Below are 13,607 nucleotides of genomic sequence, written 5' to 3'. Positions count from 1 at the left end.
TCAGTCGCTAGGCCAGCGCCTCGCGCACTTTCGGATCAAGGCCTTCCCCCGCATGGGCCTCGATCCACTCCCCCAACTGCCTGCGCATCGCCGGGGTCCAGAAGCTTTGCAGGTGCTGTCGCACGCCCTGCACTGCCTTGTCCCGGTCCGGCTCGCTGTCGAAGTAGTGGGCGATCTGGTTGGCCATCTTCACCAGGTTGTCGCTGCTCATCGGCGCACCTCCGCCTTTTCCTTGCCTTGCGCCTGGCGCCGCTCGTCGAGCAGGCGCCGCTGTTCGTCACTGAAGCTCTGGTAGCGCTTCTGCCATTCCGACGGCTGGAACACCTTCACCACCTCCACTGCGGTGACTTTGTACTCGGGGCAGTTGGTGGCCCAGTCGGAGTTGTCGGTGGTGATCACGTTGGCGCCGGACTCGGGGAAGTGGAAGGTGGTGTACACCACCCCCGCCGCCACCCGAGCGCTGACCCTGGCACGCAGCACGCTCTGCCCCGCACGGCTGCCCACGCCGACCCAGTCGCCGTCGCTGATGCCGCGGCTCTCGGCGTCGCTGGGGTGGATCTCCAGGCGGTCCTCGGCGTGCCAGGCAACGTTGTCGGTACGCCGGGTCTGTGCACCGACGTTGTACTGGCTGAGGATGCGCCCGGTGGTCAGCAACAGCGGGTAGCGGTTGTTGACCTTCTCGTCGGTGGGCACGTAGCCGGTGAGCATGAAGCGGCCCTTGCCGCGCACGAACTGGTCGATGTGCATGGTCGGGGTGCCATCGGGGGCGGCGTCGTTGCACGGCCACTGCAGGCTGCCGTGGCGGTCGATCTCGCTGTAGCTGACGCGGTGGAAGGTCGGCGTCAGGCGGGCAATTTCGTCCATGATCTCGGACGGGTGGCGGTACTGCATCGGGTAACCCAGGGCGTTGGCCAGGGCCATGGTGGCTTCCCAGTCAGCCTTGCCGGCCAGCGGCTCCATCACCTTGCGTACCCGCGAGATGCGCCGTTCGGCGTTGGTGAAGGTCCCGTCCTTTTCCAGGAACGAACTGCCCGGCAGGAACACATGGGCAAACTTGGCCGTTTCGTTGAGGAAGATGTCCTGCACCACCACGCACTCCATCGCCAGCAAGGCCGCGGTGACGTGCTGGGTGTTGGGATCGCTCTGGGCAATGTCCTCACCCTGGCAGTACAACGCCTTGAAGCTGCCATCGAGCGCGGCCTCGAACATGTTGGGGATGCGCAGCCCGGGGTCGGGTTGCAGGGTCACGCCCCAGGCCTGTTCGAACTCGCTGCGCACACTGGCGTTGGAGATATGCCGGTAGCCGGGCAGCTCGTGGGGGAACGAGCCCATGTCGCAGGAACCCTGCACATTGTTCTGCCCGCGCAGCGGGTTCACCCCTACCCCTTCACGGCCGATGTTGCCGGTGGCCATGGCCAGGTTGGCGATGCCCATCACCGCGGTGCTGCCCTGGCTGTGCTCGGTCACGCCCAGGCCGTAGTAGATCGCCGCGTTGCCGCCGGTGGCGTACAGCCGGGCGGCGGCGCGGATCTGCTCGGCGGGCACGCCGCACACCGGGCCAAGCAGCTCCGGGGCGTTTTCGGGCAGGGCGACGAAATCGCGCCAGCGGGCAAAGTCCTCGGTCTCGCAGCGGGCATCGATGAAGCGCTGGTCGAGCAGGCCTTCGCTGACGATCACATGGGCCAGGGCGTTGAGCATGGCCACGTTGGTGCCCGGGCGCAGTTGCAGGTGCAGCTCGGCACGGGCGTGGGGCGAGTCGACCAGGTCGATGCGCCGTGGGTCGATGACGATCAGCCGCGCGCCCTGACGCAAGCGGCGCTTGAGCTGCGAGCCGAACACCGGGTGGGCGTCGGTGGGGTTGGCGCCGATTACCAGCACCACGTCAGCCTGCATCACCGAGTCGAAACTCTGGGTGCCGGCGGATTCGCCGAGGGTCTGCTTGAGGCCATAGCCGGTCGGTGAGTGGCAGACCCGCGCGCAGGTGTCGACGTTGTTGTTGCCGAACGCGGTGCGCACCAGTTTCTGCACCAGGTACGCCTCTTCGTTGGTGCAGCGGCTGGAGGTGATGCCGCCGATGGAATCGCGCCCGTACTTGAGCTGGATGCGGCGCAGCTCGCTGGCGGCATAGGTCACCGCCTCGTCCCAGCTGACCTCCTGCCAGGGGTCTTGCAGGCGCTTGCGGATCATCGGCTTGGTGATGCGGTCGGGGTGAGTGGCGTAGCCCCAGGCGAAACGGCCCTTGACGCAGGCGTGGCCGTGGTTGGCGCCGCCCTGCTTGTCCGGGACCATGCGCACCAACTGGTCGCCCTTCATCTCGGCGCGGAACGAGCAGCCCACACCGCAATAGGCACAGGTGGTGATCACCGCGCGTTCGGGCTGGCCGAGCTGGACCAGGCTTTTTTCGCTGAGGGTCGCGGTCGGGCAGGCCTGTACGCAGGCGCCGCAGGAGACGCATTCGGAGCTGAGAAAATCGGCGCCACCGGCGGCCGCCACCCGCGAGTCGAAACCGCGCCCGGTGATGGTCAGGGCGAAGGTGCCCTGGATGTCTTCGCAGGCGCGCACGCAGCGGCTGCAGACGATGCACTTGCTGGGTTCGTAGTCGAAGTACGGGTTGGACACGTCCTTCTGTTCATTCAGGTGGTTGTCGCCGTCATAACCGTAGCGCACCTCGCGCAGGCCAACCTGGCCGGCGACGGTCTGCAGCTCGCAATTGCCGTTGGCCGAGCAGGTCAGGCAGTCCAGCGGGTGGTCGGAAATGTACAGCTCCATCACATTGCGCCGCAGGTCGGCCAGGCGCGGGGTTTGCGTGCGCACCACCATGCCCTCGTTGACCGGCGTGGTGCACGACGCCGGGTAGCCGCGCATGCCGTCGATCTCGACCATGCACATGCGGCACGAGCCGAAGGCTTCGAGGCTGTCGGTGGCACACAGCTTGGGGATGGTGGTGCCGAGCAGCGCGGCGGCGCGCATCACCGAGGTGCCGGCGGGCACACTGATCGAACGGCCATCGATGACCAGGCTGACCTGCACGTCGCTGACGCGCTCGGGGGTACCCAGGTCGATATCGCTGCTGGGGTCGAAGTAGTTGATCATTGCGCGGCCTCCAGGCCGAAATCGGCGGGGAAGTGCTTGAGGGCGCTGGCCACCGGATACGAGGTCATCCCGCCCATGGCGCACAGCGAACCGTATTGCATCGTGTCGCAAAGGTCGCGCAGCAGTCCGGCCTGGCTTTCGCGCATGGCTGGGTCGGTGCTGGCGATCAGCCGGTCGACCACCTCGACGCCGCGGGTCGAACCGATCCGGCACGGCGTGCACTTGCCGCACGACTCTTCGGCGCAGAACTGCAGGGCGAAGCGCGCCATGCCGGCCATGTTCAGGGTGTCATCGGCCAGCACCACACCGCCGTGGCCAAGCATCGCGCCCATGGCGGCAAAGGCCTCGTAGTCCAGCGGCGTGTCGAACTGGGCCGGCGGCACCCAGGCGCCCAGCGGGCCGCCCACCTGCGCGGCCTTGATCGGCCGGCCGCTGGCGGTACCGCCGCCGTAGCCTTCCACCAGCTCGCGTAGGGTGAGACCGAACGCCCGCTCCACCAGGCCGCCGTGGCGAATATTGCCGGCCAACTGGAACGGCAAGGTGCCCAGCGAGCGGCCCATGCCGAAGTCGCGGTAGTACGCCGCACCCTTGGCCAGGATGATCGGGATCGAGGCCAGGGTGAGCACGTTGTGCACCAGCGTCGGCAGGCCGAACAGCCCCTCCAGCGCTGGCAGCGGGGGCTTGGCGCGGACGATGCCGCGCTTGCCTTCGAGGGATTCGAGCAGCGCGGTTTCCTCGCCGCAGATATAGGCGCCCGCCCCGACCCGCACCTCCAGGTCGAAGGCCACAGCTTTGCCGGCGACGTCCAGGTAACCGGCTTCGCGGGCCAGCAGGATCGCCTCGTTCAGGGCGCGGATGGCATCCGGGTACTCCGAGCGCACATAGATGTAGCCTTTGCTCGCCCCCACGGCGAGCCCGGCGATGATCATGCCCTCGATCAGCAGGAAGGGGTCGCCCTCCATCAGCATGCGGTCGGCGAAAGTGCCGGAGTCACCCTCGTCGGCATTGCACACCACGTATTTCTGCACGGCCTGGGCCTGGCGCACAGTGCGCCACTTGATGCCCGCCGGGAAGGCCGCGCCGCCCCGGCCACGCAGGCCGGACTCAAGCACGGCGTCGACCACCTCGTCGCCTTCCATCAGCGTTGCCCAGCGCAGGCCCTCGAAGCCGCCGTTGGCGTGGTAGTCGTCCAGCGACAGCGGCCGGGTGATGCCCGCGCGGGCAAACAGCAGGCGTTGCTGGGTTTTCAGGTAAGGGATCTGCTCGACCAGGCCCAGTGCCAGGGCATGGCCTGGCTCGCCTGTGGCCAGGGCGTCGAGCAAGCCCGGCACGTCTTCGACCGAGACCGGGCCGAAACCCAGGCGGCCGGCGTCGCTTTCCAACTCGACCAACGGCTCCAGCCAGTACAGGCCACGCGAACTGGTGCGCTGGATGCGCAGCGGCAGTTGGCGACGCTCGGCCTCGCGGGCCAGCGCGTCGGCCACCTGATCGGCGCCGACGGCGCGGGCCACCGAATCACAGGGAATGCACAGGTTCAACATGCCTTCACCTCCTCACGGCAGCCTTCCACCAGCGCCCGCAAGCGCTCGGGGGTGAGCCGCGCGTGCAGCTGGCCATCGAGCTCGAGCGCCGGTGAACAGGCACAAGCGCCCAGGCAGTAGACCGGGCGCAGGCTCAACGCGCCGTCGGCGCTGGTGCCGTGGTCGTCCAGGCCAAGCTGTTCGCGCAACTGTGCGGCCAGCGCCTCGGCGCCGCGGCTCTGACAGGACTCGGCGCGGCACAGGCGCAGCGTGTGCCGGACAGGCGGTGTGGTGCGAAAGTCGTGGTAGAAGCTGATGACCCCGCGCACCTCGGCCAGGCTGAGGTTGAGGGCATGGGCGATTTCATTGATGGCGATGTCGGGGATATAGCCGACGCCGGCCTGGATGGCGTGGAGGATCGGCAACAAGGCGCCGGAGGTGTCCTTCTCACGGGCCAGGACGCGTTGGATCAGGGGCAGGTGGTTCAACTCATCAGGCATACAGCAAACCTCGGCAACCCGGGCCACCCCGAAACATGAGCAGTACCCGGCGGTGTTCAGCTGCGGTGCGCGGCCACGTCACGGTGGCGATGTGCCGGGCACCCTCCTTGCCTGCGGCCGGGCGTCTAGGTGCGCGCGGTCCGAAGGCATCTCCAGAGCATGGCAGCTATTGCGCGAAGAGGTTGTGCGCGGGCGACCCGGCGCGTCCTGAAACCGACCATTGGAGGGGCCATCATCGGCGGGGCAATCGTAACGTTGTGATCGGCCCGCCCCCACGTTGACGAGGCTTGCTACGTAGTTCTCCACGCGACAGCGCAGCCGGTCAGTCCACGACCACATGCGGCAGGAACCGCGAGCTGTCCTTGGTGATCAGGGTGTCGTCTTCACGAATGCCGATTCCCGAGGCCAGATCACCGACCACCCACGAACCGATCAAGGTGTAGCTGTCGCCGAACTTCGGCAAAGGCGCGAAACCTTGCAGGATATAGGGTGCATCGTCGTAGGGCCCGTCCTCGAACACCCGCTGGTCATCGGTGGTGCGAATGTCCACATTGGCCCCCTCGCGGGAGAAATACGGCTTGCGCACCCAGCCCTTGGGCACCGGCCGCCGGGGGTCTTCATCGAGGAAGGCTGGCAACAGGTTCGGATGGCCCTCGTGCCACTCCCACAACAACGGCAGGATGCCCTTGTTGGAAATCAGCGACTTCCACGCTGGCTCGACGAACTGGGTATCACAACCGGCGATGGCCTGGCCGAAATCCTCGTGGAAGATATGCTCCCAGGCGTGCAGCTTGAACAGGCGCGGGATTGGTCGGCCTTCGAGGTCGACGAAACGCCCCTCGTCGTTCAGACCGATATCCTCCAGGTCGATATGTCGGGTGCTGATACCCACGTGCCCGGCCATCTTGCGCAGGAAATCCGTGGTGCCGCGGTCCTCGATCGAGCCGCCGATGGCCGAGAAGTAGAACGGGCTTTCACGTTCGAAGGCCGCAAAAGCCCGCACCAGGTCTTCAGCCAGGGTGTTGAACTGGCTGGCATGGGCCGGCAGCACGCCGCGCTCAATCTGCTGCTCAAGCCAGATCAGCTGGAACGCCGCCGCCTCGTACAGCGAGGTCGGCGTGTCGTAGTTGGCCTCGATCAGCTTGGCCGGGCCCGTGCCGTCGTAGCTGAAGTCGAAACGCCCGTAGAGGTGCGGATGCCCCTCCTTCCACGAACGACGCACCAGATCGAAAAACGCCGGCGCAATCGCCAGGCGGGTCATCAGCGCTTCGCTGTCGACAATGCGCGCCACCGCGTCCAGGCACATCGCGTGCAGCTCCTGGGTGGGCGCCTCCAGGTCACGGCTGACCTGGGCCTCGCTGAACTGGTAGTAACCGCGCTCATCCCAGTAGCGCTCGCCGTCGATGGTGTGAAAGGCGAAGCCTTCGCGCTCGGCGGTGGTGCGCCAGTCCGGGCGTTCGTCGCAGTGGACCTTGCGCATGCTCAACCGCCGAAACTGAAGCCGCCGCTGCTCTTGCCGCCCCAGCCGCTGCGCGCAGTGGCCTGGCTGCCGAAGCCGCCACGGGAGATCGACGAGGACACGCTGGAGCGGGTCGAGTTTCTGGACTTGTAGCTGCTACCGCTGGAGCTGCCGGAGTAGTAGCTGCTGTAGCTGCCGCCGCTCTGCTGGGCCTGGTCGGAGCGCTCGAAGCGTTTGCCTTGGTCGATCTGCTGGCCGAGGGTGGTGGTGCGGTAGTCGCCGCGGCTGTCGCGATACTGGTAGACCGGCTGCGAGTAGTACTGGCGATTACCGCCGCTGAGCACCTGGCCGAGCAGCAGGCCGGCGAGCAGGCCATTGAAGTTGCTGCCACCGCTGACAGCCTGGCCACTGCTCTCGACCTGGGTGCGGGCCGCGTCGACCTGCGACTGGCTCACCTCGCCCGACACCGCCAGCTCGAAACCGCCAAGGCGCGGCATGTAGCGGTTGTCGCTGGTGACCTGGCAGTAGTCCGGCACGAAATCGGCCTCGCACGCCGCCTTGTCGCCATAGGTCGGCGCGACCCGACGGTGATCGGCCAACGCCTCCATATAAGCATCGGAACACACGTCCACCGGCACCTTGTCATCGACACAGGCCTGGACGGTGGTGTAGTTGCTGCGCTTGCTGACCGTGTAGGTCTCCTCGGGCGCGCTGCACGCGGTGAGCGCCAGCGGCAGGGAGCTGGCCAGCACCAGCTTGACGGAACTGCGTCTCATGTATGGCTCCTTGCGCGCAAACGGCTCAGACCGACGGGGTCATGCAGGCCGAATTGAGAAAGCCCACGCTGATCGCCACGGCAGCGGCGTAGATCGCGGCGGCCATCTCGCCCTTGGCGATGCGGCTGGCCAACCCCTTGAGCACCAGGCTGGTGATGGCGAAGGCCAGCAGTTGCACCACGGCAGCGATCACCACCCAGACCACGAAGTCGAGCAGGCCGACGCTGTAGGCGATGATGTTGCTGGCCGGCAGCGAGAAGCCGATCAGCGCGCCGCCCAGGGCGATAGCGGCGGCGCTGTTATTGTCGCGGATCAGGGCGAATTCGCGGTGCGGGGTGAGGTGCGTGTAGATGAACTGGAACAGCCAGAACAGCACCAGCGCCACGCTGATGTAGAGAATGAAGCCGATCACTGCCTGGGCGTTGAGCGACATGCGAAGTGCGTCGAGCATGGTGAATCCTTGTCAGATGACGTTGAAGTCCGTTGATTGCAGGGTGACACCCACCGAAGTGGTCAGGCTGACATTGCCGTCCTCGTCTTCCTCCACCGACAGCAGGAGGAATTCGCGGCGATCGGTCAGGCCGGTTTCGCGGGCATACAGCATCGACAGGTGCTGGATGCGGTAGCTGGTCTCGGGGCTGGTGACCCACTCGCTGATCGGCGTGAGCTCGGTCTGCCCCTCTTCGCTGCCCCACTGGCGAACGAACTCGTAGCCTTCGTGCTCGTAGTACGGCAGGCCGATGTTCGACTCGGGGCCGACCAGGCGCTTGAGCTCCGCGTCGCTGGTGACCGGCACCACGCTGTAGTAACCGAACAGGATGATGTCACGGACATCGTCAGCGGACGCGCCGTTCATCACCACCTGCAGCCAGTAGTCCTCGTCTTCCATATAGAAGCGCGCCAGGCGCACAGACTGGCCGAGGTCAACCTCACCAATCGCCCAGACCACTTCCTGCTCGGGAACCTCCAGTTCGCAATGCCCGTCGAGCAGTAGTTTGAGCGAGCGATCGAGCTTGAGCATGCGCCCACTGCCCAGGCCGAACGGCAGGTTGCCTTGGGCCTGACTGCTGGCGGCAGGTTTGGGGGCTTCGAAGCCCATGAAGCGTTTCAACCAGCCCACGGGGCATCTCCTGGGTGAGAGGGTGACGGATCAGGAGCCAGTACTGGAGCTGTAGCAAACAGGCTGGGCCTGTCGGCAGAAGGCGACATTGAAAATCCCTTGGGTCGCGGCAGTCCTTTGGCGGGGGGGCGACACGATACTGCTTTTCGTGTGCCCCGCCAACGGGTCTGCAACAGGGTTTTTGCGCCTGCCCCGCGATAAGGCCGGCCCACTCGACGAATCACTCCGCCGGCTTGGCCGCCTTGGCCTTCAAGCGTGCCAGCACATCGTCGGCACCACTGTTGCTGGCGCCGATCCCAGCCGACTTCAGGCGTGCTTCCAGATCGCTGCCGTCAGCCTTGCCCGCCAGCTCCGCCGCCGCTTCCAGCTCGGCGGCACGCTCGGCCTGACGCTTCTTGATGCGATCCAGCGACCCGACCGCCGTTTCCAGGCTGCCATTGGCGCCGCCGGTGGCCGACGCCGCACTGACCTGGGCACGCTGCACGCTTTCGCGAGCCTTGACCAGATCCACCTGTTGCTTGAGGCCCTTGATCTGCGCCTCGGTCTTGTTCACGGTGGCGGTCAGGGTCGTCACCGACGCACCGAACTGGTCGGCCAGCGCCTGCTCGCTGTCACGCTGGTTGGTCAGGTCGGCGATGCGCGCCGCGCATTCGTGGGCCAGGCCCTCCTCGCCCTTGTCCAGCGCGGCAATGGCTTTCTGCTCCCAGTCGCCGATGGTCTTGTCGAACTCGGTGATGCGCTGCTGCGCGGTCTTGTGCTTGGCCATGATCTTGACCAACTGGTTGCGCGCATCGATCAGGTTGTTGTCCGCGTCGCGGATCTCCTGGTCGAGGATGCGCAGGGCCTGGGAGTCGACGATCGCCTCACCGACTTCCGAAGCGCCGCCACGCAGGGCGGTGACGATCTTTCTCAACAAACTCATGATGCAATCTCCGGAATCAGTGGGTGAAGTAGACTTCGAAATCTTCGGCGGCGGTGATGACGTTTTCGGCCAGGGTGTGGATCTCCTGGACGATGTTGTCCAACGACGAGGCCGCGCTCAGGGCGCCGAACATGGTGTACACCGACTCGCCCGAGGGCAGCGTGTGCAGGCCGATGGACGACAGCGGGAACACGTCGCGGGTACGCAGCACCGCATCGTTGAATGCAGCGCGGTCTTTCACCTGGCTGGCTTGCACCAGCAGCGTGTCGACCAGGATCTGCTCACCGGCCACGGCGATGTACAGCGGCAGGCCGTCCAGTTCGTTCATCACCAGCTTGAGGCTGGGCTCGGCGCCCTGTTGCAGGGACAGGCCGATCGACCCGCCGCGCACCTCGTCCAGGCCTTGCAAGGCGCCGTGCAGCGTTTCGATCGTCCAGTGGGTGTGCTCGGTCATGAAATCCTCCGTTCTGACCTGTTTGCCCGCGTGGGGCTGACGTAAAGCCTTCTCGATACCGCGCAGGGCGGCGGCGTGCTCGGGCAGGATCCACAGCTCACGCTTGACCAGGCCCGCGGCCTTGAGCCGGGCGCGCATGTCACGCATGTAGTCGGTGGAGCTTTTCTTGCCTGTCATCGAAGGGGGGTGTCCTTGTCTCACATGTGATGCACGTTACGCCTGGATCATGAGCTCCGCAAGCCTCACATGTGATGAATCAGGCTCACCCGACCCGACCTAACCCGCCAGCCGCGTCAGCCGCTGCAGCGCCTCGATCACCTGCGGATCACGCGCCTCGAGCACATCCACCTGGATTCTTGCGATCACCGCCTTTAGCAGCTCGGTCTGACTCATCCGGGTTTGCCCCAGCAGCGTCAGGAAGTCCTCGGCCATGTGCGCGTTGACCTTCATCGACAACCGACGCGTGGCTCCGGACGCCGGCAACCCCCTCTGACGCCGCTGCGCGTCAAGTGCCTGGACGAAGGCCTCGTGGCCGGGTTGCAGACCTGCCTCCTGGCGGGCCTGCACCAGCCAATGGAAATAATGGGCGAGGAACAGCTTGCGCAAGTGTGCCCCTGCCTCGCTGCTGACCGCTTGCATTGCCGCGTCGAGCACATCCAGATACACCGCCGGCAGCCGCGCCTCGATGGACTTGAGCTGCTGCTTGCGCGCCTCGCGGATTGCCGGGGTGGACTGCGGCGGGATGGCGACCACCGTATCGCAGCCATCGCACACGCCCACCAGAATGTCCCGTGCCACGCCTTGCCCATCACTGAACGGCACGTCACGGCGCAGGTAACGCGTGGTTACCACGGCCTGGCAATGCTCGCAGAGCGCCTTGCCGGTATCGCCTTCGAAAAGAATTGTCATCGCCTGGGTACTCACTGATGAACGCTGATGAACCAGGTGTCTGGCTCGAGAAAATAGAACTTGATGTACCAACCGTGCCACCTGATCAGGTGAACTTCGACCGATGCCACGGTGTGATGAGGGCTGCTGCGGTAATGGGTGCCGTTGCAGGCGAGGATGACGTCGATGACTTGCGCCGCCGTAACCGCTCCAGTCGCCAACAGGTTCTTCACCTCGATATCGCCGCGTGACGCATGCAGGTAATCACCCGCTTCGAGGGCTGCGATCACTGCGCGCCTCGCTGCTTTGAAGCCTCTTTGCATGGGACATCCTTGTCTATACGAAAATCATCGTACACACCCAAGGCGAATGCCAGTCTTCCATTGCCTCAGGCGACCAGTGGCGCTCCGACAGCTTCTGCCAGAGCACACACGCGGGATTGACTATGGCTCTGCGGAGCAGCCGCTGACGCGCGGCTGTGTAACCAGCGCTTTCACAATGTTTCCCGATGTGCCGAGGCAGGTTTTCGATTGGGCAATGGAGGCTGCCCGGGCCATCATCACGGCACCTGTGGCCTCCCTCGCCCATTCGCCAAGCAATTGAAATGGAATGCAATGACAAAAGGCCTGTACGATACGCGCCGGCAGCCGGGGCCCTGCCCTGGGCGACGCCTGCGCTGTTCACCATGGAAGCTGTCGTGCCCTGCGGGCCCACTCGCAGGCACGTTGCGTGCTGCCTGGATTCTGAAGGCGATTGGAAGGGAATTAAGGACTACCACTGTGTCAAACGACAAAAGCTATCCGCTCACGCCACACGATGTTTCAAACGTTCTTCCGCCCAGCGGTGCAACGACTACCCAGCCGGCCCAAGGCACCGCAAGAACTGTTGATTATCGAGCGGACATCGACGGGCTGCGCGCGATTGCCGTTCTGCTGGTGCTGGTCTTCCATGGCGGGCTCACGCTGTTCCCGTCGGGGTTCATCGGCGTCGATATCTTCTTCGTCATTTCCGGCTACCTGACCTCGTCGATCATCCTCAGGTCCATGGAAAAGGGCACGTTCACGTTCTCCGGGTTCTACGCGCGACGGATCTGGCGGCTTCAGCCAGCAGTGCTGGCCCTGCTGGTCGGTACCCTGGCCGTGGCCACCGTCCTGTACCTGCCCTATGACTATGTCAATTTCCTGAAGAGCGAAAAGTACACAAGCCTGCTGCTGTCAAACCAGTACTTCGGCAAGGCAACGGGCGGCTATGCGACGGCGGATGCCGCGACCCTGCTGCTCATGCACACCTGGTCGCTGGCCATCGAGTGGCAGTGGTACATCGTGCTGCCGCTGGGGCTGTGGCTGCTGAACCGCTCGCTGAGCAAACGCCAGCTGGGCTATGCCTGTGTACTGTTGACGCTGCTGTCGTTCGGCGCCGCCCTGTACATTTCCAAGGCCTTCTATGGGCATGGCTACTACTTCTTCACAGCGCGCATCTTCGAACTGATGATCGGTTCCTGCGTCGCCGTGCTGGGCAACGGCAGAAAACAGCCTGGCAAGGTCATGGCCTCGGCCATCGCACTGGTTGCGTTGCTGGCCATCGTCCTGACCGCCCTGCAGGTCATCCCGGTGGCGAGCTATCCGGACCACCACGCGCTGCTGGTCTGCCTGGCCACCGCCGCGCTGCTGTTCGTCGGCCCCTCCAGCATCACCTCCAGGCTGCTGTCGGCCCGGCCGGTGGTATTGATCGGTTTGATTTCGTACTCGCTGTACCTGTGGCACTGGCCGATCATCGCCACCGTCAACTACCTGGGCATGGAGAAGACCCCAACGGTGATCGCCAGCTACTTCGCCCTCACCTTCGCCCTGGCCACGCTGTCCTACCTGCTGGTGGAAAAACCACTGCGCCACTCGCGCCTGGGCTTCACCAAGACCCTGGTGCTGATGCTGATCGTGCCGGCCATCGGCCTGTCGGCACTGCATGCCGCCGGGAAGAAGGCCGACGGCTGGCCCGCCCGCTTCGACTACGGTACCAACGGCGTCCTGACCCGCCTCAAGGCCGCCGAAGTGCCTCACCGTGAAAAATGCCTGGAAGGTGCCCGTGATGGCTCGGACGAGCGTTGCGCCATGGGTGACGTGCAGTCGCCAACCAAGGCGCTGCTGATCGGCGACTCGTTCTCCAACCAGGAGTGGGGTTTCATCGATACCCTGGCCAAGGACGCGAACATCTCGGTCATGGCGCAATCCTTCTCCGCTTGCCTGACCTTGCCTGGCGTATACCTCTACGACTGGTACAAGTTCAAGGAGCTGTACGTCACCTGCCACGCGGCCAGCGCCGACTATTACCAACTGATCAAGCAGAATCAGTACAAGTACGTGATGCTCGGCCAGATCTGGGAGAACTACGTGAACACCGACAGGGTGGTCAACTCCCTGGAGGACGAGCGTACCGAGGCGCTCTCCAACCAACGCCTCAAGGCCGCACTGCTTGAAGGGCTGCAGGTCATCCGTGAGGCCGGTGCCATTCCGGTAATCGTCAAGGCCAACATGCTCATGCCGGCCGACGTCAACAACTGCGTGTACCGCAACATCAAAATGCGTGGGATGTTCGGCGTCGCGGCCGAAAGCGCGCATTGCAACCAGCAACCTTGGGATGGCGTTGAAGAGCCCAAGCTCACAGCACTGTTCAAGGCCGCGCAGGAGGCTTATCCAGAGCTGATCATCATTGATCCGAAGGATGCCCAGTGCCGGGACGGCGCCTGCCTGATGGCCATCGACGGGGTGCCGGTGTACCGCGATATCGGTCATATCACCGATTACGCCTCGTACTGGTTTGGCCAGCAGTACCTGCAGCACAAGGGCAACCCCTTCCTGCAACCTACCCGGTAACAAAG

Annotated in this window: 13 protein-coding genes; 1 reads left to right on the top strand and 12 read right to left on the bottom strand. The window is 64.9% G+C overall.

What is annotated here, in order from left to right:
* Nucleotides 1–7: 7 nt before the first annotated feature.
* From ACQ4N9_RS22830 to ACQ4N9_RS22775, 12 genes are all read right to left on the bottom strand, one after another.
* On the bottom strand, nucleotides 8–211 hold the full coding sequence (locus ACQ4N9_RS22830; protein WP_125463428.1) for a formate dehydrogenase subunit delta: 204 nt from the start codon (nucleotides 209–211) through the stop codon (nucleotides 8–10).
* Nucleotides 208–3,093: a formate dehydrogenase subunit alpha gene (gene fdhF / locus ACQ4N9_RS22825; protein ID WP_390967484.1), complete on the bottom strand. Its 2,886-nt coding sequence runs from the start codon at nucleotides 3,091–3,093 to the stop codon at nucleotides 208–210. The genes ACQ4N9_RS22830 and fdhF overlap by 4 nt, the downstream gene beginning before the upstream one ends.
* Complete coding sequence (locus tag ACQ4N9_RS22820; protein WP_390967483.1) at nucleotides 3,090–4,634, bottom strand: formate dehydrogenase beta subunit; 1,545 nt, start codon at nucleotides 4,632–4,634, stop codon at nucleotides 3,090–3,092. Before ACQ4N9_RS22820 ends, fdhF begins: the two co-directional genes overlap by 4 nt.
* The gene (locus ACQ4N9_RS22815) at nucleotides 4,628–5,113 is read right to left on the bottom strand and encodes a formate dehydrogenase subunit gamma (RefSeq protein WP_390967482.1); all 486 of its coding nucleotides are present in this window, start codon (nucleotides 5,111–5,113) and stop codon (nucleotides 4,628–4,630) included. The genes ACQ4N9_RS22820 and ACQ4N9_RS22815 overlap by 7 nt, the downstream gene beginning before the upstream one ends.
* A gap of 322 nt (nucleotides 5,114–5,435) precedes the next feature.
* The gene (locus tag ACQ4N9_RS22810) at nucleotides 5,436–6,593 is read right to left on the bottom strand and encodes a glutathionylspermidine synthase family protein (RefSeq protein ID WP_390967481.1); all 1,158 of its coding nucleotides are present in this window, start codon (nucleotides 6,591–6,593) and stop codon (nucleotides 5,436–5,438) included.
* A 2-nt stretch (nucleotides 6,594–6,595) separates the two neighbouring features.
* Nucleotides 6,596–7,348 (bottom strand): DUF1190 domain-containing protein, encoded by a 753-nt coding sequence (locus tag ACQ4N9_RS22805; RefSeq protein WP_125858086.1) that lies wholly within the window; start codon nucleotides 7,346–7,348, stop codon nucleotides 6,596–6,598.
* A gap of 25 nt (nucleotides 7,349–7,373) precedes the next feature.
* Nucleotides 7,374–7,799, bottom strand: a complete 426-nt coding sequence (locus ACQ4N9_RS22800) for a DUF350 domain-containing protein (protein WP_125463422.1) — start codon at nucleotides 7,797–7,799, stop codon at nucleotides 7,374–7,376.
* Nucleotides 7,800–7,811: 12 nt separating this feature from the next.
* On the bottom strand, nucleotides 7,812–8,468 hold the full coding sequence (locus ACQ4N9_RS22795) for a DUF2491 family protein (protein WP_390967480.1): 657 nt from the start codon (nucleotides 8,466–8,468) through the stop codon (nucleotides 7,812–7,814).
* 220 nt (nucleotides 8,469–8,688) lie between these two features.
* Complete coding sequence (locus ACQ4N9_RS22790; protein WP_125463421.1) at nucleotides 8,689–9,390, bottom strand: PspA/IM30 family protein; 702 nt, start codon at nucleotides 9,388–9,390, stop codon at nucleotides 8,689–8,691.
* Between the two features lie 16 nt (nucleotides 9,391–9,406).
* Nucleotides 9,407–10,021: a YjfI family protein gene (locus ACQ4N9_RS22785; protein ID WP_390967479.1), complete on the bottom strand. Its 615-nt coding sequence runs from the start codon at nucleotides 10,019–10,021 to the stop codon at nucleotides 9,407–9,409.
* Between the two features lie 99 nt (nucleotides 10,022–10,120).
* Complete coding sequence (locus ACQ4N9_RS22780; RefSeq protein WP_390967478.1) at nucleotides 10,121–10,753, bottom strand: hypothetical protein; 633 nt, start codon at nucleotides 10,751–10,753, stop codon at nucleotides 10,121–10,123.
* Between the two features lie 11 nt (nucleotides 10,754–10,764).
* Nucleotides 10,765–11,055, bottom strand: coding sequence for a hypothetical protein (locus ACQ4N9_RS22775; protein ID WP_347150138.1), 291 nt, complete (start codon nucleotides 11,053–11,055; stop codon nucleotides 10,765–10,767).
* 456 nt (nucleotides 11,056–11,511) lie between these two features.
* On the opposite strand from ACQ4N9_RS22775, the gene ACQ4N9_RS22770 reads away from it, so the two are divergent.
* A complete protein-coding gene (locus ACQ4N9_RS22770) occupies nucleotides 11,512–13,602 on the top strand; it encodes an acyltransferase family protein (RefSeq protein ID WP_390967477.1) in 2,091 nt (696 codons plus the stop codon).
* The last annotated feature ends 5 nt before the right edge of the window (nucleotides 13,603–13,607 follow it).

Origin of the sequence: Pseudomonas sp. ES1, from assembly GCF_050586605.1 — a bacterium.
In the GTDB taxonomy this organism is placed as follows: domain Bacteria; phylum Pseudomonadota; class Gammaproteobacteria; order Pseudomonadales; family Pseudomonadaceae; genus Aquipseudomonas; species Aquipseudomonas sichuanensis.
This window is presented reverse-complemented; position numbering and strand designations above follow the sequence as displayed.